We start from the raw sequence: 20781 nt of genomic DNA, 5'->3' as shown, positions 1-20781 counted from the left end.
ATCTTCGACTCCGAGACTGGATATTTCCAACGGGTCCGAACCGGCGTCGTTCCTCGATCACCTTCACGTAAATCGGGATAGTTCGGCATCATTCTTAGGAAGATTCGGAACGCCTGGCAGCCTCCCAGGTTATCGTCCCGTCGATTGGGACGACATGATCCACCTTCCCAAGGGCCCCGGCGATTGTCCCCCGAGCAAGCCGGGGCCCAACTTTTTGAGAAGCTAAGATTGAACGCGCTGGATTTCTTCGTACCGAACGATGCAGACACATCGCGATATCACGACAATATCAGCAGACCATTCGACTCTGGTGAGGCAAGTCCACGATGAGGGGCGCAGAGATTCATCATAGCCGCTGGCCATGCAGCACCAAGGGATTGAATTCACCGTCGAGAAAACCAGGCAGCGCCACGTCTGGCGCTGGGTATTCTGGATCGGCGATCAAGCGAGAACCGGCCTGATGCGAACGCCGTTGGAGGCGCTCGCGATACGCCGGACGCAAACGCTGATCGATCGCGAGTTGAAAAAGCGGGCTCAGGAGAATGCTTGTTAGAGCGAGGTCGACGCGCCCGGCGTGCCGATATTCGTGAACCGCCGAAAACAAAAAGGACGAGGCCCGGTCAACCTAGAGACCGAGCCTCGTCGCATCATCCCCCGCCCCATCAGCGCGATGATGTCTGGTGGAACGATCGTGTCATACGCAAAATCTGAGGCGCGATCCATCCGGGCGACTACGGGACGTCGAGCATTTGCGATCGGCGCAGCATGACAGAACGGTCCAGCAAGCTCTGTCTGGCTTCGTCACCGGCACCTGCGATTGCGCTGCAGCAGCGGTTTGCGCCTGCAACCTCTCGTTTAATTGATTGAATTGCTAGCGGCGCGCCTCGCACAGATTAGAAAGCACTGATGGAGGCTGCCGTGCTTGCCGAAAAATTCTTCCTGTTGCTGGAGACTCTGAGGAGCTACACCGAGACCGACGGAAGTCAGCGCGTGGTCAGCACGTCGCCGCACGTCCCGCTCCAACTCCCCGAGGCCCAAGTCATCTTTCTCTACCCGTCCAGGGCCGACACGAGACGGCGGCACGGTTTGAATAGCTGACGTGAACCACGTCACAGCGGTCGGCGTTTCGGCGCGCTAAACAGGGCGCCGTAGGACCGCGGTGCCGCCATGGAAAACAAGTTCGACCTGCCCACGATCATCGCCGCCGTCGTTGTCGCGGGGTACGCGGCAATCATACTGGAATATGTCGCTCACGAGGATCTCGGCTTTTCCACCACGCAGATTCGGCACGTCGCGATGATCGCCGCGGTGCTTGCCGGCATCTGGGTCGCAATGGACATGCTGCGCTCGAATCCGGATGAGGTCGAATGAGGATGGCACTGATCAGCCGTTCGAAATGCAACCCGGACGCTATTTTGTCCTAGGTATTCTCTGACGAATCAGACCTACTCGCGTCTTGATCGATTCTCACACGGTTTGGCGGCATGACCCAACCAGAGATCTTGGATCAAGACATCCGCGCGTTGCAGGAATGGCTTCGCGCCGCTTGGCTGCAACTCGCTGATCCCTCGCTGACCGCTTTCGGCCGGCGCGAACTGCGCAACCAGATGAAGCAATACAACGCCGATCTGCGCGCGCGTCTCGAGCGCGTTGCCGCGCCCCAGCCGAAGCAGAGCGGGCAGCCGGAGCGCAGCTTCGCAAGACCAGAGATGCGGATTCTCGCTTGGCGCTAGACTTCTGATTCGATCAGAACCGAACATGCGCCAGGCCGTCAGGCCTGGAGCATCCACCTGCGTCGCTCTATCGCCAGCTATTGCGGTGGCCGAGTTTGTACCGCCGCTCCCCGGCTTCACGATGTGACGCCCCTCACACCGAGCCGAACCTGTGTTAACACCTTCGCGCGGCGCGGCTGTTCCCGACGGCGGTCGGCAAGCCGCAGCCAAACGGGTTGCGTTTCCTATATGTTCGGTGCTGTCGCGGCCGAGCGTTAAAGAAGGTTTAATCGTGCTTTATCTGGAACTTGCGATCGTTTTTGTCCTGATCGTCGTCAATGGCCTGCTTGCGATGTCGGAACTGGCGATCGTCTCCTCCCGGCCAGCAAGGCTGGCGGGATTGGTCGAAAAAGGCGTGAGCGGCTCGCGGCAAGCGCTGGCGCTTTCATCCGACCCGGGCAAATTCCTTTCCACCGTGCAGATCGGCATTACCCTGATCGGGGTGCTCTCGGGCGCTTTTTCCGGAGCAACGCTTGGGCAGCGGGTCTCGCAATGGCTGCTCGGATTCAGTGTCTCCCCAGCGCTCGCCGATGCCATCGGCGTCGGTTTTGTCGTCACCGTCATCACCTATGCCTCGCTGATCGTCGGCGAGCTCGTGCCTAAGCAGATCGCGCTGCGCGATCCGGAAGCGATTGCGGTCAGGGTCGCGCCGGCCATGGTGTGGATGGCGAGGATCTCGCTGCCGCTGGTTTGGCTGCTCGACCGCTCCGGCAAGGCGCTGCTCTGGCTGCTCGGCCATCGTGGCGAAGCCGAAGAGAAAGTCAGCGAGGAAGAAATCAGGACGCTGGTGGTCGAAGCCGAAAACGCCGGCGTGCTCGAGCCCGGCGAAAAAGAGATGATCGCGGGCGTAATGCGGCTCGGCGATCTTCCGGTCGGCGCGGTGATGACACCGCGCCACGAAGTCAGTTCGATCGACCTCACCGATCCCCCTTCCGAGATTCATGCAACGCTGCTCAAGACCAACCACTCTCGCGTGGTCGTATTCGACGACAATGGCGACGTTGCACTTGGCATCGTTCAAGCCAAGGATCTGCTTGATGCTTATCTGTCCGGCGGAACGCCGGACATCCGCTCGCTCGTCCGTCAGGCGCCGGTGATTCCGGAGACCGTCGATGCACGCGACGTGGTCGCGATCCTGCGCGATTCTGCCGTCCATATCGGCCTGGTGCACGATGAATACGGCACCTTCCAGGGCGTGGTGACGAGCGCCGACATTCTGGAAGCGATCGTCGGCGCGTTCCACACCGAGGAGGGGCCGGCGGAACCCGCTTACGTCAGGCGCGATGACGGCTCCTACCTGATCTCGGGCTGGATGCCGGCGCTCGAATTTGCCGACCTGCTCGGCATCACCCTTCCCTCGCCGCGGCCCTACCAGACCTTTGCGGGCTTCCTGCTACAGGAATTCGGCGCGATCCCCAATGTCGGCGAAAAGGTCACGGCCCATGGCTGGCAGTTCGAGATCGTCGATCTCGACGGCCGGAGGATCGACAAGGCCTTGGTCAGCCGCGTGGAAGAGCCGTGACCTATCTCTTATGGCCTGGAAACCCACCGGTTCCCGGCCCTGCCGTGACGGCTGTTGCGCACCCGTCCCATGCGCCAGACCGGCTCGCTGCAGCGCCGTTCTGTTGATAACCAGGAACTTGTCCATTCCCGGCGCGGGATCGTCGGCCGCCCTGTGCTATCGGCATAACGGCAAGATCAGGTACGGAACACAGATATGCGGATTACCCTCGTCGGTTCCCGCCATTTCGGCGTGGCGACCTTGAATATGCTGCGCCAACGCGAAGTCGATGTCGTCAGGGTCGTGGTGCACGATGGCGAAGACCGGCTGGCGGCGGCTGCGCGGGCCACAGGGATCGATGTGGTGGTGCAGGCCAATCCGAAGCTCGTTGTAGCCTCCGAGATCGCCCCCAGCACCGATCTGATCGTAACGGCCCACAGCCACGCCCGGGTCAGCAAGGAAGCGCTGGCCGCCGCGAAACTCGGCGGGATCGGCTACCATCCCTCGCTACTGCCCCGACATCGCGGCATGGCTGCCGTGGAATGGACCATCAAGGAAGGCGATCCGATCGCGGGCGGCAGCATCTATCATCTCGCCGATCGCATGGATGCCGGCGCCATCGCGGCGCAGGACTGGGTGTTCGTCAAGAAAGGCGAAACCGCGCGCGAGCTCTGGGAGCGGGCGCTGGCGCCGCTGGGGCTCCGGCTGCTCGCCGAGGTGATCGACCATGCCAGAGCTCATGGCAGCCTTCCTGCCAAGCCGCAGGATGAGCAATTCGCGACCAAGGCACCCAGTCTCCCTGACGCCAGGCACTGAACGCCCAAAGTCTGCCGCAACAATCGAACGCGCCTGTCTTTCGATGTGCGGATTCACGCTGCGGATTCACCATGCAAGTTCACCATGATGTGTTTGATCTCGCAGGAACTTTTTGCCTTCCACAGGACGGCCCATTTTGAACACATTGTGTCCGGATAAGCCGGACTGATCACACACATTTCAAGGAAATCTGATCCATGCGTCCTGACCGCATTCGCGCGCTCTTGTTTGCGTCCTTTCTCGGTTCTGCTGCCCTGATTTCTGCCCCTGTTTCGGCCCAGCAGCCCTATGACGGCCTCTGGCAGGTCACCGTGGTCACCAAAACTGGAACCTGCGAGCCTTCGACCTCTTCCACGGTTACGGTCACGGACGGTCAAATCTCCGCGCCGGGCGCTGGCATCTCGGGCAGGGTCGGCCGTGAGGGCCTTGTGCGAGTCTCGATCAATGGTGCATATGCCAACGGACAGCTCAGTGGCAACTCCGGATCGGGGAAGTGGAATGGGGCATCAGCAGGCGTACCGTGCAGCGGTCGATGGGAAGCTTCCCGTCAGTAAGATCCACCGGACCTCGAAGCTGTTCCCCTCCGCACGGCGGCTGACTGTCGCGGCGGCATTTGCTGCGGCAACGTTTTTGGTCTCCCCCGGCCATGCTCAGTCCGGCCCGTTTACCGGGATGGCCGGCACTTGGTCTGGCGGTGGCAGCGTAACCTTGGACGACGGCTCCAGGGAGCGCATCCGCTGCCGCGCGACCTACCGCGTCGGCGGCGTCAACATGGCGATGTCGCTGACCTGCGCCAGCGATGCCTACAAGTTCAACCTGCAAGCCGATGTCGTCGCCCAGGGTAGCGCGATCTCCGGTAACTGGACCGAGGGTAGCCGCGGGATCAGCGGGAGCCTGCAGGGCCGCGGCGGCGGCGGTAATTTCCAGGTTGCCGTTAATGCCGGCGGGTTCAATGCGAACCTCAGCATGCGGACGAGCGGCAACAAGCAATCTGTCAGCATCAGGGCCGATAACGGGTTCCGCGAAGCGGACATCTCGCTATCGAGATAGCTCGCGCACGCGGCTCTCCCGCGGAAGCGGGCGATAATTCAGGAAACCCGTTCAGCTCGTCTTCGGCTTCGCCAGCCGCTCGGCGGTGTCCTTGATGGTCTTGGCGATCAGCAGAGCCTGCTCCTTGTTGAACGCAAAATCCTGCACGCCTTTGTGCGTCGTCAGCGACAGCACCATGATGTCGGGCTGATGTTCGGGCCAGCCGGTGGCGAAGCCGGTCACGAAATCTGCCGACGTCTTACGGTTTGCCATCAGCGGCACCTATGCCGCGGGAACGAAGGCGGTGACTTCGATCTCGACCTTGGCGCGTTGATCGACCAGGCCGTCGATATAAAGCAGAGTGGACGGCGGGAAATTGCGCCCCAGCGTCTCCTTCCAGGCCGCGCCGATTCCGGCGCCCGCGGCCTCGTATTCAGCACGATTGGTCAGATACCAGGTCAGGCGCACGATGTGCTCAGGCCCGGCGCCGGCTTCACTCAAGAGCTTGATGATCCGCTTCAGTGCAGTGGCGACCTGCGCTGCCATGTCCGGCGCGTAATCGCCCTTCTCATCGCCGCCGGTCTGGCCCGCCAGCACGATCCATTTGCCTGATGCGTCGAAGCTGACGCCGTGCGAGAAGCCGCGGGGTTTCGACCATTCGGCCGGTTGCAAGACATGCATGAATTCATCCTCCCAGAAGCGGGACGATGATTAGCACCTAAGGGGCCATCACGGCAAAGCTGAGGGCCTGCATCGCTGCCTTCTCGGAATTGCGAGTTGCAAATCGCGTGGGCCTCGCCGATACCGATGTTCCCGCCCGTCCCCCTCCTTCTCCGCATCGCCGATGGACCGCACCCCTTCCAAGATCAAGGCCGCGCTGTGGATGGCGGGCTGGCTCACGCTGATGCTGGTGATCGCGATTGCCGGCCGCGAAGCCATGCGGGACATAAACGTGTTTCAGCTCATGGAAGCGCGCTCGATCCTCGGCTTCTTCATGCTGTATCCGCTGATCCACGCGAGTGGCGGATTTTCGATCCTGAAGACCGCGCGCGTGCACATGCACATCGCGCGCAATCTGATCCATTACGGCGCGCAGCTCGGCTGGTTCTTCGCGCTGACGCTGATCCCGATCGGCCAGGTGGTGGCAATCGAATTCACGATGCCGATCTGGACGGCGATCCTCGCGGCGGCCTTTCTCGGCGAGCGCATGACGGTGTGGAAGGTCGCGGCGATCGTGCTCGGCCTGATCGGCGTGATCATCATCGTCCGCCCCGCAGCGGGCGAGGTCAATCCGGGTCAATTGATCGCGCTCGCTGCAGCCGTAGGTTTTGGCATTTCGGTTGCGATGGTGAAGTCGCTGACCCGCACTGAGCAGACGCTGGCGATCATCTTCTGGATGCTGGTCGTGCAGTCGGCCGCAGGCCTGTTGCCGTCGCTTTATGTCTGGATATGGCCGCCAGCGCATGTCTGGGCTTGGGTCGTGCTGATCGCCTTCTGCGGCACTTTCTCACACTATTGCATGGCACGCGCGATGCTCTACGCGGATGCGACAGTTGTGATTCCGATGGACTTCCTCCGGGTGCCACTGACCGCGACCGCGGGCTGGCTGATCTATTCGGAGCAGCTCGACCTGTTCACCGTGCTCGGTGCAGCGCTGATCCTGACTGGCAATCTCTTGAACTTGAAACCGAGCGCGCCGGCTCACGCCCGCGCAGGGACCTGACGATCAACGCGGTTGTGACGTAGATCACGTAGCCGCCGCGCGTTTCATGGCATGCCTTATGGCAACGCGATTCTCTCGTCGACCGCAGCGGTATTTTTATGCTGCGCGAACGGTGGTGTTATCGTGTAGTCTGACACAATGCGATAGAGCAAAGCCTTTTCGATTCTGCTGGGGGATTTCAATGCGCACCCTTACCCTCCTCGCCTCGCTGATCTGCGTGGCGCTGACCGCAACTGCCGCCCGAGCCGACAGACGCGTCGCCTTCGTCGTCGGCAACGGCGCCTACAAGAACGTGACGCCGCTGCCCAATCCGACCATGGACGCCAAGTCGATGGCCAGCGCATTGCGCAATGTCGGCTTCGAAGTGGTCGAGGGCACCAACCTCACCCGCGACAAGATGACCGAGAAGCTGCTCGACTTCGGCAAGAAGGCGCAGGGAGCTGACATCGCGGTGTTCTACTATGCCGGCCACGGCATCGCGATCAGTGGCACCAACTATCTTCTGCCGGTCGATGCCGACATCAAGTCGGAGATGGACGTCAAGCTCGGCTCTGCGATCAACATCGACCTCACGCTCGACCAGACCATGAGCGACGCCAAGGTCAAGCTGGTGTTCCTCGATGCCTGCCGCGACAATCCGTTCGCCGCCAAGATCAAGTCGAACTCGGCGACCCGCAGCGTCAACGTGCAGACCGGCCTTGCCGAAATGAAATCCGGCGAAGGCACGCTGATCGCGTTCGCAACCGGCCCGGGCCAGACCGCGCTCGACGGCCAGGAAGGCGCCAACAGCCCGTTCACGCGCGCGCTGATCGCCAACATCACCCAGCCCGGCGTTGAGATCCAGCAGGCGATGACCAAGGTCCGCGCCCAGGTCAACGAGGAGACCAGCAAGGGCCAGTTGCCCTGGGGCCACACCAACCTGATCGGCTCGGTCTATCTCAACGGCGCGCCGGCGAACAACCCGGCCACCGCGGCGGGCACGCCTGCGGCATCGACTGCGGTTGCGGCCGCGCCGAGCTCGGACGTCGAGCTCGAGTTCTGGCGTTCGATCAAGGACTCCAACAAGACCGAAGAGTTCAACGCCTATCTCTCGAGCTATCCGAACGGGCAGTTCCGTTCGCTCGCGCTCGCCCGCATCGCCGCGCTTGAGAGCGCCGCGGCTCCGAGCACGCAGACGCGTAACCTTACTGCCGGCATCGATCCCGCGACCTTCACCGAGGAAGCAAGCCAGGTCACCGAGGACCAGATCGGCCTCGACAAGGGCCAGCGCCGCGACGTGCAGCGCCGCCTCGACGGGCTCGGCTTCGATGTCAAAGCCACCGGAAAATTCGACGAGCCCACCCGCGCCGTGATCACGCGCTGGCAGGCCGCGCGCGGCTATCCGAAGAGCGGCTACCTCAATAGGCTGCAGCACAAGGCGCTGCTGACCGAGGTCGTGGCGACCACGTCGACGAACTCGAGCGATGAAGAGCGTCCGCGCCGTCGCGCCAGCAGCGGTGGCGGCGGAGGTGGTGGCAGCAGCGCTCCCCCTCCCCCCCGCCATCACGGCGGTGGCATCGATCCGGGAGCCGCCTTCGTCGGCGGCGTCGTGGGTGGCATGCTGGGCGGCGCGTTCCGTCGCTAACGCCCTTGAAACGTTCAACGAAAAGCCCGGCTCACGCCGGGCTTTTCAGTTTCTGGCGGCTCCTCGTCGGAGCTACTTCCCCGCCGCCTTGCGCAGCGCCTCGTTGATGCGGTCCTGCCAGCCCGGGCCGCCCTCCTGGAACCACTCCAGCACGTCCTGGTCGATGCGCAGCGTAACTTGCTCGCGCACGCCGGGAGCGGCATTCTTCTTGGGCGGCGCTTCGGCCACCTTCGCGGTGGCGCGCTTGAACGCCGCTTCCGCCTCGCTGCGGGCGTCGTTCAGCGTGCGCGGTCGCCTCGGTTGATCGGCCATTGCTAAATCCCCTCAAACAGCGCCGTCGACAGATAGCGCTCGGCGAACGACGGCACCACGGCCAGGATGGTCTTTCCCGCAGCTTCCGGCCGCTTGCCGATCTCAAGCGCCGCGGCGATCGCCGCACCCGAGGAGATGCCGCCGGGAATGCCCTCGTTGCGCGCGAGCGCGCGCGACATCTCGATCGCGGTGGTGCTGTTGACCTTGACGATCTCGTCGATCACGGAGCGATCGAGGATGTCAGGAATGAAACCGGCGCCGATGCCCTGGATCTTGTGCGGCGAATGCTGGCCGCCTGACAGCACCGGGCTTTCTTCGGGCTCGACAGCGACGATGCGCAGCGAGGGCTTGCGCGGCTTCAGGACCTGCCCGACGCCGGTGATGGTCCCGCCGGTGCCGACTCCCGCAACGAAGTAGTCGATGTTCCCGCCGGTATCGTTCCAGATCTCCTCGGCGGTGGTGCGGCGATGGATCTCCGGATTGGCGAGGTTCTTGAACTGCTGCGGCATCACCGCATTCGGCGTCGTGCGCACCAGCTCTTCGGCGGCCGCGATCGAGCCTTTCATGCCCTGCGCTGCCGGCGTCAGCACGAGCTCGGCGCCAAGAAACGCCAGCATCTTGCGGCGCTCGATCGACATCGATTCCGGCATCACCAATTTCAGCCGATAGCCGCGCGAGGCCGCGACGAACGCCAGCGCGATGCCTGTATTGCCCGAGGTCGGCTCGATCAGCACGGTGTCGGCATTGATGATGCCGGCCTTCTCCATCGCGATGATCATCGCCGCGCCGATGCGATCCTTCACGCTCGCCGCCGGATTGAAATATTCCAGCTTGGCGAGGATCGTCGCGTGCGCGCCATGCGCCTGCGGCAACCGGCGCAGGCGGACGATCGGCGTGTTGCCGATCGCGTCCACAATGGAGTCATAGACCAGCCCTCGTCCCGGCCGTTGCACTGCACGCGTAGTTGAAGGCGCATCCATCACGGGGCTCCTGTGCAAAATGTGCCGCGAAAATCGCGGTTCTCGTTAGTTAGGAACAGGGCCCACCGCAGCGCAAGAAGGGAAACGATCGATTAACAAATCGCTGCATCGCAACAGCGAAATGTTTCTAAATAGCGATAAACCAACGCATTTGTGTTGCGACAACGTCAAATAAATCGGTGTATAAGTTACCTCCAAGTTAAGCTCCCCACAGATCGCCAGGAGGTCACGATGACAGCAATCGCTGAAATCCCGTCGACCATTGCGGTTCGTCCGAATCCGCGCGGCTGCGATCTGCCGACCTGCCCGGTGTGCGCAGACACCATGATAGCTGCGGAAGCGTCTGCCTATCTGTACGACAGCATCATCAGCTATCTCTGGACCTGCGACACCTGCGGTTACGGTTTCGTGACCAAGCACGCGGTCAAGCGCTTCGTCTGCAACTAAGCCCTATCTGGCGGCGATGTCACCGCGCGCCCAATCGGCGCGCGTTTGGTTTTGGAAGTCCTCAAAACTTCCGCCCGCGATCGCGGCGCGTATGTCCTGCATGAGCTGCTGGTAATAGGCGATGTTGATTTCCGATAGCAGCATCGCACCGAGCGTCTCACCCGATTTCACGAGGTGATGCAGATAGGCGCGCGAATAGCTGCGCGCGGAAGGCCACGCGCTCTCTTCGTCCAGCGGACGCGGATCGTCGGCGTGTCGTGCGTTGCGCAGGTTCACCGGCCCGAACCGGGTGAACGCCACGCCATGACGTCCGTTCCTCGTCGGCATCACGCAGTCGAACATGTCGATGCCGCGCGCCACCGCTTCGAGGATGTCCTCGGGCGTGCCGACGCCCATCAGATAGCGCGGACGATCCGCTGACAGCGCCGGCGCAGTCTCCTCGATCATCGCCAGCATAACGGCCTGCGGCTCGCCGACCGCGAGCCCGCCGATCGCGTAACCATGAAAACCGATCTCGACCAGCGCCTCGGCGCTTTGCCGGCGCAGCTCGGGGAGATCGCCGCCCTGCACGATGCCGAACAGCATGTAGCCGGCGGGTGCAGTCTCGAAGGCGCGCTTGCTGCGCTCGGCCCAGCGCAGCGACAGCCGCATCGCGCGCTCGATATCGTCGCGCTCCGCCGGCAACCGCACGCATTCATCCATCTGCATCGCGATGTCGGAGCCAAGCAATCGCTGCACCTCGATCGAGCGCTCCGGCGACAGCTCGACCTTGGCGCCATCGATATGCGAGCGGAAGGTCACCGCGTTCTCGCTGACCTTGCGCAGCTCCGACAGCGACATCACCTGGAAGCCGCCGGAGTCCGTCAGCATCGGCCCGTTCCAGCCGGTGAACGTCTGCAGCCCGCCGAGGGCTGCGATGCGCTCGGCACCCGGCCGCAGCATCAAATGATAGGTGTTGCCGAGCACGATGTCGGCGCCGGCGTCGCGCACCTCGCGCCAGTGCATGCCCTTCATCGCGCCGGCCGTGCCGACCGGCATGAATGCCGGCGTGCGCACCACGCCATGCGGCGTGGTCAGCCGGCCAGTACGGGCATTGCCGTCAGTTGCGAGCAATTCGAAATGATTGGGAAGGCTCATGCGGCCGCTTATGGCGCGCCAGCGTGGCTCGTTCAACCGCGCCGACGTCGTTTTTCTGCCGCAAAGCCGTTGACGGCGCAAAAACTCTCCCGCATAAGTTCCAACACCATGATGACCGCGACCAAACGCACCACCACGACCAAAAAGCTCTCCGGGGCCTTGGGAGGCGTGCGCGTGTAGTCGGACCGACCGCATCGTCTCAAACCGAAGCCCCGCCTGATGAAGGTCCGGGGCTTTTTTTATTGCCCTACAGCATGATCCGGAAAAGTGGGCACCGGTTTTCCGAAAAGATCATGCTCAAATAAGATGGAGACTTCCGTGAAGAACGATCCCGTAGTTGCCATTGCCGGCGTGACCGGCGCCGTCGGTGCCGAGTTCATCGCCACCATGGACCGGCGCGGCTTCCCCGTGCGCAAGCTGAAGCCGCTGGCGAGCAGCCGTTCGGCGGGCAAGGCCATCGACTTCCGCGGCCAAAAGGTCGTCATCGAGGAGCTCAACGAGCGCTCCTTCGAGGGCGTCGACATCGCCCTGTTCTCGGCCGGCAGCGGCGTCTCGAAGAAGTTCGCGCCGATCGCGGTGAAGGCCGGTGCCATTGTCGTCGACAATTCCTCGGCGTTCCGGATGGACCCGAACGTGCCGCTCGTGATCCCCGAGATCAACGCGTCCCGCATCCGCGAGCACAAGGGCATCATCGCCGTCCCGAACTGCGCCGCGATCACCGCGCTCGTGCCGCTGTGGCCGATCCATCAGAAGAACCGGATCAAGCGCGTGATCATCTCGACCTATCAAGCCGCGAGCGGCGCCGGCGCCGCTGCCATGGAGGAGCTGGTGGAATCGACCCGCGCCAATCTGAACGGACAGGTCTATACGCCGAAGGTGATGCCGCATCCTTACGCATTCAACCTGTTCAACCACAACACCGCCGTCGATCCCGAGACCGGCTACAACGACGAGGAAACCAAGGTCATCAAGGAGACCCGCAAGATCTTCGAGGACGACCGCATCGCAGTCGGCGTCACCTGCGTCCGCGTCCCTGTGCTGCGCGCGCACTGCGAGGCCATCACCTTCGAATGCGAGAAGCCGATCAGCGAGGACCAGGTGCGCGCGCTGCTTGCCGCCGCGCCCGGCGTGCGGATCGTGGACGATCGCGCCGCAAATTACTTCCCGATGCCGATCGATGCCTCCGGCCAGGACGACGTGCTGGTTGGCCGCATCCGCAAGGATCTGAGCGACCCGAGCGGCCATTCGATCTCGATCTTCGTGGCGGCCGACCAGCTCCTGAAGGGCGCAGCGCTGAACGCGGTCCAGATCGCGGAGCTGTTGCCCGAGCGCGTGATGGCATGAGGCCGGCGTCGCCAGCAGATTGGCGATGACGGCTGCACGGAGGCGCGATATAGAGCTGAGGTACATTAGCGCCGAGAGGACGGAACCACTGACGAGGTTAATGGCACGGGCGGCACGGCAGAGCGCTGCGAAATCCCGCGGCGGCCGCCCGACAAAAAGCGCCGCCATCCAGCGCGACCTGCGGCTGATCGAGGTTGCCACCCGGCTTTTTCTGGAGCGCGGCTTCGAGGCGACGTCGATCGACGCCGTCGCTGAAACGGCGCGGGTCAGCAAGCCCACCGTCTACGCCCGCTATCGCGACAAGCGCGGCCTGTTCGAGGCCGTGCTGCGGCGCGAGATTGCGCGCTGGCTCTCTCCGCTCTCGACAGCGGCGGAAATGCAGTGCAGCGATGTTTCCGGCGTTTCCGTCGAGCAAGTTCTCCTCGATCTCGCGCGGCAGATGCTCGATTTGATCAGCGGGCCTGAGCCGGGGGCTCTGGGCCGCATTGTGGCGGCGCAGGCAACCAATTTTCCCGAGCTCGCAAGGCTCGCCGAGGAAGAAGGCTACTTGAAAGCCGTTTCGACGATGACCCGTCTGTTTGATCGTCTGGTCGCCGAGCGAGCGGTCCAAATCGAGGACACGACGATCGCCGCCGAGGTCTACCTCAACATCACCGTCGGCCACACCTTCCGGCAAGCGACCAACGGCATTCCAATTGACCGGAAGGCTGAGGAAAAACGCTTGCGGGCTTCCTTGCGCCTCTTGATGACCGGCATCGGCGGACCTGGCGGTCGGCCGCAGAAATCCGGCGCACGCACCCGCCCGCCCCGCTGACATCTCGACAAGCCATGCCCGACGCCGCGGGCAGCCCCGCGATTTGCGTGGCTCCCCGGCACCCGAGAGCTGTTGACGATAACTAAACGATACCGTACGGTTTCGTTAAGTGAGCCGACGTGTCCGCCGCACCGGACTCGCCCAGTGCTCACGCCGTCGCAGACTTCGATCGGCGCAACCTGTGTCTTCCTGGCCCCCAAGCCGGCTTGCGCTGTTCGGACGGCCGACCCGGACACGGGTCGGCCGTGTCCTTTCGGCGCACGAACGCAACGCGCGATAGTCGTCCGGACCAGCAAGGATCCTCTCATTGGCCCCCGCCCTGTTGCAAAGAAGCGTCCAGCTCATGGCCGTCGGTCTTGCGATCACGGCGCTGTCATGCGCATCGCGAGCCGATGCAGAAGGTCGGGGAACGCCGGAACAGCGCGAGGCCTGCACGCCCGATGTCTTTCGATTCTGCTCCGGTTCCATTCCGAACACCGAAGAGATTGTTTCGTGCCTTCACGCAAATAGGCGGCGGCTGAGCGAAAAATGCCGCGATGTGATCTCGGTTCGGAACTCAAAAATGCCGGATCGAAGTCCCAAATGATGGGAGACGCATGGCTGCGAAACAGATGCTTCGCGCCACGGAGGAGGATCGATGGTGAATCCGCGCACGCTCGCCACGGGCACAGAGTCCAGAACGACACGGCACCTGCTCGTGATCGGTCTGCTGACGCTGCTCGCATCCGCGCCCTCCTTCACTGTCGCCGCACCTTCTGCTCCTGAGGCTTCCTCCGGCCAGGAGCAGGCAACGGAGTCTGACGACAAGGCGGTCGCCCATCAAATTGAGCTGTTCCGGACCGCCCAGGTGTCGCTCAGCCGGGCCATCGAGATCGCCGAGCGGGCGCACGCCGGCGCGAGGACCTCCGATGTCAGCTTCGATGGGGGATCAGGTGCGCCGGTGTACCGGGTCAGGACGTTTCATGACGGCCAGCTCTGGGAACATGCCATCGATGCTGCCACCGGCGAGATCTCGACGGATCGGCTGGTGTCGTCCCTGAAAGAACTCAACGCGGAGGACCGCACCAACATCGCTTCGCTGTCGGGTGTTGACCAGCAGTTGTCGGATGCGGTGCGGGTGGCGGAACGGGCCGCCTCGGGCAAGGCGATCAGCGGAGGCCTGACACGCGAACGCGGCAAGCTGAGCTTCGTGGTCATCATCGTCAGCGGACTGGATCTGAAGCAGGTGATCCTCGAACCGCCCCGCCGCAAGAGCCGTTGACGCTCGGTCTATCGGCCCTTCCCTTCTCCCCTTGTGGGAGAAGGTGGCGCGAAGCGCCGGATGAGGGGTTGTCGCCACGGGCGACGATGCTCGCGGAGACAACCCCTCACCCGAATGAGTCTAATGGGAAGCAGCGGAGCAGCCCTCTCCCACAAGGGGCGAGGGCACATCAACTGGCAGCGCGAACGCATAAAGCTCCTGCGCATCCGACGCTACACAATCTACAGAAACTCGCGTCCCTCGTGCGCGCGAAACAGCAGGCACGCATCGCCATACGAATAGAAGCGATAGCCCGCAGCGATGGCATGCGCATAGGCCTGCTTCATCGTCTCGAGGCCGGAGAAGGCCGACACCAGCATGAACAGGGTCGAGCGTGGCAGATGGAAATTGGTCAGCAGGATATCGACTGCGCGAAAGCGGTGGCCGGGCGTGATGAAGATCGCGGTGTCGCCGGTGAATGGCTGGATCGTGCCATCCTCCCTCGCAGCGCTTTCGAGCAGTCGCAATGAGGTCGTGCCGACCGCGATGATGCGCCCGCCTTTGGCGCGCGCCGCGTTCAGCGCTGCGGCGGTCTCTGCGGAGACGCAGCCCCATTCGGAATGCATCCTGTGCTCGGAGGTGTCGTCCACCTTCACCGGCAGGAATGTCCCTGCCCCGACATGCAGGGTCAGTCTGACAATATCGACCCCGTGGCCACGTAGTGCAGCTTCCAGCGCCGGCGTGAAATGCAGGCCCGCGGTCGGGGCTGCGACCGCGCCCTCATTGGCCGCGAACATGGTCTGGTAGTCGGCGGCGTCCTGATCGTCTGGCGTGCGCTTCGAGGCGATGTAAGGCGGTAGCGGCGGTCTACCGAGATCGGCGATGGCCTGGTCGAGCGCGGGCCCGTGGAAGGAGAATGACAGCGTCACCTCGCCTTCCTGCCCCTTGGCTTCGACCTGCGCATCGAGATGTCCAAGCAGGCAGACCCTGCCCTCATTGCCGAAGCGGACAGTGTCGCCTTCCGCCAATTTCTTCGCCGGCTTCACCAGCGCCTGCCAGCGCGAACCGTCGAGCCGCTTGATCAGCGTCGCCTCGATCTTCGGTTCGGTCTCGCGGCCGATGCGGCGGCCCTTCAATTGCGCCGCGATCACCTTGGTGTCGTTGACCACGAGCTGGTCGCCCGGCTCGAGCCATTGCGGCAGCTCGGCCACGGTGCGGTCGCGCAGCACGCCGTCCCCCTGCACCACCAGCATCCGCGCGGCGTCGCGCGGACTCGCGGGCCGCAGCGCGATCCGTTCAGGCGGGAGGTCGAAGTCAAAGAGGTCGGTGCGCATCTTCTAGCCGTCATTGCCGGGCTTGACCCGGCAATCCATCTCTTAGGAAAAACTCTTCTGAAGAGCGATGGATACCCGGGTCAAGCCCGGGTATGACGATTGAGTGTCAGGCTGTCGCGTCGGCAGCCATCCTTGCCTTGACGATCTTGTCCGGGTTCTGCACCGGCTCGCCGCGCTTGATCTTGTCGACGTTCTCCATGCCCTCGGTGACCTTGCCCCAGACCGTGTACTGGCCGTTGAGGAAGGCGGCGTCGTCGAAGCAGATGAAGAACTGGCTGTCGCCGGAATCCGGGTTGGCGGCGCGCGCCATCGAGGCGGTGCCGCGGACATGCGGCTCCTTGTTGAACTCGGCCTTCAGCTTCTTTCCGGAGCCGCCCGTGCCGGTGCCATGGGGGCAACCGGTCTGGGCCATGAAGCCCTCGATCACGCGGTGGAACACGATGCCGTCGTAAAAGCCCTCGCGCACCAATTCCTTGATGCGGGCGACGTGGTTCGGCGCGAGATCAGGGCGCATCTCGATGGTGACGGGACCCTGGGTGGTCTCGAGGATCAAAGTATTTTCGGTAACAGCCATGCTCGCCTCTCTTTGGCTTCGGGTTGACGTTTGCGGGTTCGGAAAGGGATCGCCATCGGCCGGCCGGCAACCGCGCCGCCCAGTGCATCGGTAAATGGCAACGGCGTGCAACGTTCCAAGGCCTGCATCACGGCGATGCGGTATTGCAACCGGTCATTCTCGCTGGCCTCCGCCGTCTCATAGGTGATCCTGGGACGGCCGAGGATCGCGCCCTGGCGGGTGAAGCTGACGATCACGGTGATGTCGATCGGGTTGGCCTGCGACAGCGGCGGCGGCTTGAAGCAACTGTGCAGCTTTATGAAAAGGTCCTTGAGCGTATCAAGCTTCTCGGGCGCCGGCTGCGCCCGCGCCGTGCAGGCAAGCAGCATCAGCGGCGCTGCAAACCAGAGAAATGGTTTGCCGCGCAGCATCGCCTGAACTCACTTGATGTCGGATGCGACTTGCACCTTCACCATCTTGTCGGGATCGGTTACCGCACCGCTCGGGGAGCCTGCGGGGGCCTTCTTCAACTTGTCGACCACGTCCATGCCGGACACCACTTCGCCGATTACGGTGTATTGGTTGTTCAGGCTCGGGCCGTCCGCGAACATGATGAAGAACTGCGAGTTGGCGCTGTCGACGCTGTCACCCCGCCGAGCCATGCCGACGATGCCGCGCTTGAACGGCACGTTCGAGAATTCCTGCTTCAGGTTCGGGTATTTCGAGCCGCCGGTGCCGTCGAATTTCTGGCCGTCGCCGGTCTGCGCCATGAAGCCGTCGATCACGCGGTGGAACGGCACGTTGTTGTAATAGCCCTCGCGCGCGAGCTGCTTGATGCGCTCGGCATGCTGCGGCGCGATGTCCGTCCTGAGCTTGACGACAATGCGGCCCTTGTTGGTGTCGATCACGATCGCATTGGCCTTGTCCAGATTGGCCGGCAAGGGCTGCGCGACCGCGGGAGCCACACAGAGGAGCGCGGCGAGAACGGCGAGGATTCGGATCATGAAAACTCCGGAACGGATGTCTGAGAAGAGCGCGAGAACTAGCTGGCGAATTTGGCCTTGAGGCGGGCGGCAACGGCTTTGGGCACGAAGTTGGAGACATCGCCGCCCATGCCGGCGATCTGGCGCACCAGGGTCGCCGTAATCGGCCGGACGGCCGGCGAGGCCGGCAGGAAAACGGTATGCACCTCGGGCGCCATGGCTTCGTTCATGCCGGCCATCTGCATCTCGTAGTCCAGGTCGGTGCCGTCCCGCAGGCCCCGGATCAGAATCGTAGCACCGGCGCGTTGCGCCGCGGTAACGACCAGGTCATCGAATGTGATGCAATCGAAGCCGCAGCCGGCTTTGGCGGCGACGGGGCCGAATACCTCCTGCAGCATCACCAGGCGCTCCTCGACCGAAAACAGCGGCTTCTTCCCCGGATGGACGCCGATGGCGACGATCAGGCGGTCGCAGAGGACGACGGCGTGCTTGACCACGTCGAGATGGCCGTTGGTGACCGGGTCAAAGGAGCCGGGATAAAGCGCGGTGCGAGGCATATCCCCCTCTAGCCTGCCCGGGGCTGGCCGGCAAGCCAGCCGGGTTCCCAGGCGGCCCTGAACCCCAATGTTTCATTGATCTGGCGCCGACGAAACAAAATGCCCAGGGAACGAAATCATTTTCGCCTCGGGCGAAGACAGCAGGAAATTGGCGGCCTCTATCACCGCCGCCAACGAAACGACGGGCCGCCAAGGCCCACTCACAGGGAACCGTCATGATCAAGGCACTTTCTGCCGTCGCCGTTGCCGCCTTCATTGCCGCCGCTCTCACCGTTCTTCCAGGCTTTGCACCCCAGGTCGAAGCCAGCGTGCCCCGCCCCCTCGCCAAGGCCGACCGGCTGGATATCCGCCCCCCTGCCAAGGACACCTGCGCGCAGCAGAATTGGCCGAATTTTGATGCCTCCTGCCTCCGCAAGGCCGGCGGCAATGCCGCGGTCCGCGAAGCCCGCCTCGTCACCGCCGATCGCACCCCGTAACCCCGGCCTCCTCCTCCGTAGGAACATAGTGGTAATTTGCGACGTCTCATCGCAGACTGCCGTTTGGTCGCGCCCTTGAGGATGATCCGGTCGGCGCGGTGCAATCGGGGGTCTCGCTGATGTCAAGCACGCCCGCCATCGCCTCAGGCCATCCGCCGAGCCCCCTTCCTCTTGCAACAACCATCGGCGCGCTTGGCGTCGTTTATGGCGATATCGGGACCAGTCCCCTTTATGCATTGAAGGAGGCTGCCAGGGCGGCCGCCCATGGCGGCACGATCGCGCCGAACGCCGTCCTGGGCGTGGTATCGCTGATCCTGTGGGCGCTGATCCTGATCATCTCGATCAAATACGCGCTCCTGATCCTGCGTGCAGACAACCGCGGCGAAGGCGGGATCGTGGCGATATTGGCGCTGCTGCACGCGCGCCATGCCCAGCCGGGCACCTGGCGTGCGCAGCTTCTGGTCGTCGGCCTCATCGGCGCCGCCCTGCTCTACGGCGACGGCGCAATCACCCCGGCGATCTCGGTCTTGAGCGCGATCGAGGGATTAAAGGTGGACGCGCCATCGCTGGCGCCGGCGGTGGTGCCGATCACCATCGTGATTCTGGTTGGCCTGTTCGCGATGCAGAAGCAGGGCACCGGCTTCATCGGCCGGATTTTCGGACCGGTCATGCTCGGCTGGTTCCTTGTTCTCGCGGCGCTCGGCATCCACGGCATCGTCCAGGCGCCGGCGGTGCTCGCGGCACTCAGCCCGTTCTATGCCTTCAATTTCCTGATCCACCAGAATTTCCACATCAGCTTCGCCATCCTCGGCGCAGCTTTTCTCGCGGTCACGGGCGGTGAGGCGATGTACGCCGACATGGGGCACTTTGGGCGGTTTCCGATCCGGCTCGCCTGGTTCGCCGTCTGCCTGCCCGCGCTGGTGCTCAATTATTTCGGGCAGGCCGCGCTGTTGATCACCGATCCGGGCGCGCTGGACCATCCGTTCTTCCAGCTCTCGCCCGACTGGCTGCACTACCCGCTGGTCGCCTTCTCCGCGATCGCCACCGTGATCGCCTCCCAGGCGATCATCTCGGGCGTGTTCTCGCTGACCCAGCAATCGATCCAGCTCGGCTTCCTGCCGCGGATGCACATCCTGCACACCACCAGCGACGCGATCGGCCAGATCTATGTGCCGCTGGTGAACTGGCTGCTCGCCGCCGCGACGCTTGGCGCGGTACTGGGCTTTGGCACTTCGGACGCCCTCGCCGGCGCCTATGGCATCGCGGTGTCCTTGTTGATGGCGATCACCACGCTGCTGGCGGCGCTGGTTGCGATCCAGTGGGGCTACTCGCCGCTGATCGTGCTCGCCGTCAACGGTTTCTTTCTTGTCATCGACCTCATCTTCTTCGCGGCCAACTCGACCAAGCTGCACGAAGGCGGCTGGTTTCCGCTGCTGCTGGCAGGCTTGATCGCATTCCTGATGCTCACCTGGCGCGGCGGCGTAAAGCTGGTCGAGCGTGCCCGTGCAAGACTACGCCAGCCGGAAGAGGATTTGATCGAGACCGCGATCACCAAGTGCCGCGCCAGGCTGCCGGGCACTGCCGTGTTCCTCGCAGCCGCGCCGAGCGGCGTGCCGCTCGCACTGACGCAGTTCGTCAAGCACAACCACGTCCTGCACGAACGCGTTCTTTTGGTCACCGTGCAGATCGAGGAATCCCCGCGCATTTCCGAGGACGACCGCGCCGAGATCATCGACATCATCCCGGGCATCACGCGGGTGATCCTGCACTACGGCTTCATGCAATACCCGACCATCTATGAGGGCCTGCAACTCGCCTGCCGGCAGGGCAAGCTGCCCGGCATCGATCTTTCCGACGTCACCTACTATATCGGCCGCGAGACCATCATCCCGCGCGAGGACGTTCCGGGCATGTGGGTTTGGCGGGAATCAATCTTCGCATTCCTGCAACGCAACGCCGAACGCACTGCGGCGTTCTTCGGCGTGCCGACCGGACAGGTGGTGGAATTCGGGACGGAAATCGAGATCTGACCACCTGACAACAGCCGCCCTGACGTCGCGCGTCGCGACATTGGCTTTCGCTGGAGTTGGTGAAGTCCGTAGCTGTAGCCCGGGTGGAGCGAAGCGCAACCCGGGATTC

General features: G+C 63.4%; 24 protein-coding genes. 14 read left to right on the top strand and 10 right to left on the bottom strand.

From position 1 onward, the window contains the following. The first annotated feature begins 1167 nt into the window (after nt 1-1167). From ACZIRK_RS29330 to ACZIRK_RS29305, 6 genes are all read left to right on the top strand, one after another. The gene (locus ACZIRK_RS29330; protein ID WP_028165535.1) at nt 1168-1371 is read left to right on the top strand and encodes a hypothetical protein; all 204 of its coding nucleotides are present in this window, start codon (nt 1168-1170) and stop codon (nt 1369-1371) included. Nucleotides 1372-1484: 113 nt separating this feature from the next. Continuing rightward, entirely contained in the window at nt 1485-1733 is a 249-nt protein-coding gene (locus ACZIRK_RS29325; protein WP_028165536.1) for a hypothetical protein, read from the top strand. 271 nt (nt 1734-2004) lie between these two features. After that, nucleotides 2005-3294: a hemolysin family protein gene (locus ACZIRK_RS29320; protein WP_130226914.1), complete on the top strand. Its 1290-nt coding sequence runs from the start codon at nt 2005-2007 to the stop codon at nt 3292-3294. Between the two features lie 195 nt (nt 3295-3489). After that, the gene (locus ACZIRK_RS29315; protein WP_130226915.1) at nt 3490-4089 is read left to right on the top strand and encodes a formyltransferase family protein; all 600 of its coding nucleotides are present in this window, start codon (nt 3490-3492) and stop codon (nt 4087-4089) included. A gap of 197 nt (nt 4090-4286) precedes the next feature. Further along, nucleotides 4287-4643 (top strand): hypothetical protein, encoded by a 357-nt coding sequence (locus ACZIRK_RS29310; RefSeq protein ID WP_080663820.1) that lies wholly within the window; start codon nt 4287-4289, stop codon nt 4641-4643. Then, nucleotides 4588-5139 (top strand): hypothetical protein, encoded by a 552-nt coding sequence (locus ACZIRK_RS29305; protein ID WP_165435290.1) that lies wholly within the window; start codon nt 4588-4590, stop codon nt 5137-5139. The genes ACZIRK_RS29310 and ACZIRK_RS29305 overlap by 56 nt, the downstream gene beginning before the upstream one ends. A 51-nt stretch (nt 5140-5190) precedes the next feature. Here the strand turns inward: ACZIRK_RS29305 and ACZIRK_RS29300 are convergent, their stop codons facing one another. Together ACZIRK_RS29300 and ACZIRK_RS29295 are read right to left on the bottom strand one after the other, a co-directional pair. Next, a complete protein-coding gene (locus tag ACZIRK_RS29300; protein WP_028165540.1) occupies nt 5191-5391 on the bottom strand; it encodes a hypothetical protein in 201 nt (66 codons plus the stop codon). 9 nt (nt 5392-5400) lie between these two features. Beyond that, complete coding sequence (locus ACZIRK_RS29295; protein WP_028165541.1) at nt 5401-5799, bottom strand: RidA family protein; 399 nt, start codon at nt 5797-5799, stop codon at nt 5401-5403. Between the two features lie 163 nt (nt 5800-5962). On the opposite strand from ACZIRK_RS29295, the gene ACZIRK_RS29290 reads away from it, so the two are divergent. Both ACZIRK_RS29290 and ACZIRK_RS29285 read left to right on the top strand, forming a co-directional pair. Beyond that, nucleotides 5963-6841, top strand: coding sequence for a DMT family transporter (locus ACZIRK_RS29290; protein WP_130226916.1), 879 nt, complete (start codon nt 5963-5965; stop codon nt 6839-6841). A 181-nt stretch (nt 6842-7022) separates the two neighbouring features. Beyond that, nucleotides 7023-8465, top strand: a complete 1443-nt coding sequence (locus tag ACZIRK_RS29285; RefSeq protein WP_474418677.1) for a caspase family protein — start codon at nt 7023-7025, stop codon at nt 8463-8465. A gap of 72 nt (nt 8466-8537) precedes the next feature. Here ACZIRK_RS29285 and ACZIRK_RS29280 read toward each other — a convergent pair whose 3' ends face one another. Together ACZIRK_RS29280 and cysK are read right to left on the bottom strand one after the other, a co-directional pair. After that, nucleotides 8538-8777: a BrnA antitoxin family protein gene (locus ACZIRK_RS29280; protein WP_130226917.1), complete on the bottom strand. Its 240-nt coding sequence runs from the start codon at nt 8775-8777 to the stop codon at nt 8538-8540. A gap of 2 nt (nt 8778-8779) precedes the next feature. Beyond that, the gene (cysK, locus tag ACZIRK_RS29275; protein ID WP_130226918.1) at nt 8780-9757 is read right to left on the bottom strand and encodes a cysteine synthase A; all 978 of its coding nucleotides are present in this window, start codon (nt 9755-9757) and stop codon (nt 8780-8782) included. Nucleotides 9758-9988: 231 nt separating this feature from the next. On the opposite strand from cysK, the gene ACZIRK_RS29270 reads away from it, so the two are divergent. Continuing rightward, nucleotides 9989-10204: a hypothetical protein gene (locus ACZIRK_RS29270; protein WP_028165546.1), complete on the top strand. Its 216-nt coding sequence runs from the start codon at nt 9989-9991 to the stop codon at nt 10202-10204. A 3-nt stretch (nt 10205-10207) separates the two neighbouring features. Here the strand turns inward: ACZIRK_RS29270 and tgt are convergent, their stop codons facing one another. Beyond that, complete coding sequence (tgt, locus tag ACZIRK_RS29265; RefSeq protein ID WP_130226919.1) at nt 10208-11341, bottom strand: tRNA guanosine(34) transglycosylase Tgt; 1134 nt, start codon at nt 11339-11341, stop codon at nt 10208-10210. 306 nt (nt 11342-11647) lie between these two features. Between tgt and ACZIRK_RS29260 the strand changes: the two genes are divergently transcribed. The 3 genes from ACZIRK_RS29260 to ACZIRK_RS29250 all read left to right on the top strand — a co-directional run bounded on the left by ACZIRK_RS29260 (nt 11648) and on the right by ACZIRK_RS29250 (nt 14760). Further along, entirely contained in the window at nt 11648-12685 is a 1038-nt protein-coding gene (locus tag ACZIRK_RS29260; protein WP_130226920.1) for an aspartate-semialdehyde dehydrogenase, read from the top strand. Nucleotides 12686-12785: 100 nt separating this feature from the next. After that, nucleotides 12786-13499, top strand: a complete 714-nt coding sequence (locus ACZIRK_RS29255; RefSeq protein WP_130226921.1) for a TetR/AcrR family transcriptional regulator — start codon at nt 12786-12788, stop codon at nt 13497-13499. A gap of 637 nt (nt 13500-14136) precedes the next feature. Then, on the top strand, nt 14137-14760 hold the full coding sequence (locus ACZIRK_RS29250; protein WP_130226922.1) for a PepSY domain-containing protein: 624 nt from the start codon (nt 14137-14139) through the stop codon (nt 14758-14760). 221 nt (nt 14761-14981) lie between these two features. Here ACZIRK_RS29250 and queA read toward each other — a convergent pair whose 3' ends face one another. The 5 genes from queA to coaD form a co-directional block, all read right to left on the bottom strand. Further along, entirely contained in the window at nt 14982-16073 is a 1092-nt protein-coding gene (gene queA / locus ACZIRK_RS29245; RefSeq protein ID WP_130226923.1) for a tRNA preQ1(34) S-adenosylmethionine ribosyltransferase-isomerase QueA, read from the bottom strand. Nucleotides 16074-16179: 106 nt separating this feature from the next. Further along, nucleotides 16180-16647 carry a peptidylprolyl isomerase gene (locus ACZIRK_RS29240; RefSeq protein WP_130226924.1) on the bottom strand — a complete coding sequence of 156 codons (468 nt, stop codon included), beginning with the start codon at nt 16645-16647 and terminating at the stop codon, nt 16180-16182. Next, on the bottom strand, nt 16623-17057 hold the full coding sequence (locus ACZIRK_RS29235; protein ID WP_130226925.1) for a hypothetical protein: 435 nt from the start codon (nt 17055-17057) through the stop codon (nt 16623-16625). Before ACZIRK_RS29235 ends, ACZIRK_RS29240 begins: the two co-directional genes overlap by 25 nt. A gap of 9 nt (nt 17058-17066) precedes the next feature. Beyond that, the gene (locus ACZIRK_RS29230) at nt 17067-17630 is read right to left on the bottom strand and encodes a peptidylprolyl isomerase (protein ID WP_028165553.1); all 564 of its coding nucleotides are present in this window, start codon (nt 17628-17630) and stop codon (nt 17067-17069) included. A gap of 38 nt (nt 17631-17668) precedes the next feature. Then, a complete protein-coding gene (coaD, locus tag ACZIRK_RS29225) occupies nt 17669-18166 on the bottom strand; it encodes a pantetheine-phosphate adenylyltransferase (RefSeq protein WP_130226926.1) in 498 nt (165 codons plus the stop codon). 215 nt (nt 18167-18381) lie between these two features. Between coaD and ACZIRK_RS29220 the strand changes: the two genes are divergently transcribed. Both ACZIRK_RS29220 and ACZIRK_RS29215 read left to right on the top strand, forming a co-directional pair. Beyond that, the gene (locus ACZIRK_RS29220) at nt 18382-18642 is read left to right on the top strand and encodes a hypothetical protein (RefSeq protein ID WP_130226927.1); all 261 of its coding nucleotides are present in this window, start codon (nt 18382-18384) and stop codon (nt 18640-18642) included. 119 nt (nt 18643-18761) lie between these two features. After that, complete coding sequence (locus tag ACZIRK_RS29215; RefSeq protein ID WP_035690748.1) at nt 18762-20672, top strand: potassium transporter Kup; 1911 nt, start codon at nt 18762-18764, stop codon at nt 20670-20672. Nucleotides 20673-20781 lie beyond the last annotated feature (109 nt).

It is taken from the genome of Bradyrhizobium sp. Leo114, from assembly GCF_055229415.2.
This window is presented reverse-complemented; position numbering and strand designations above follow the sequence as displayed.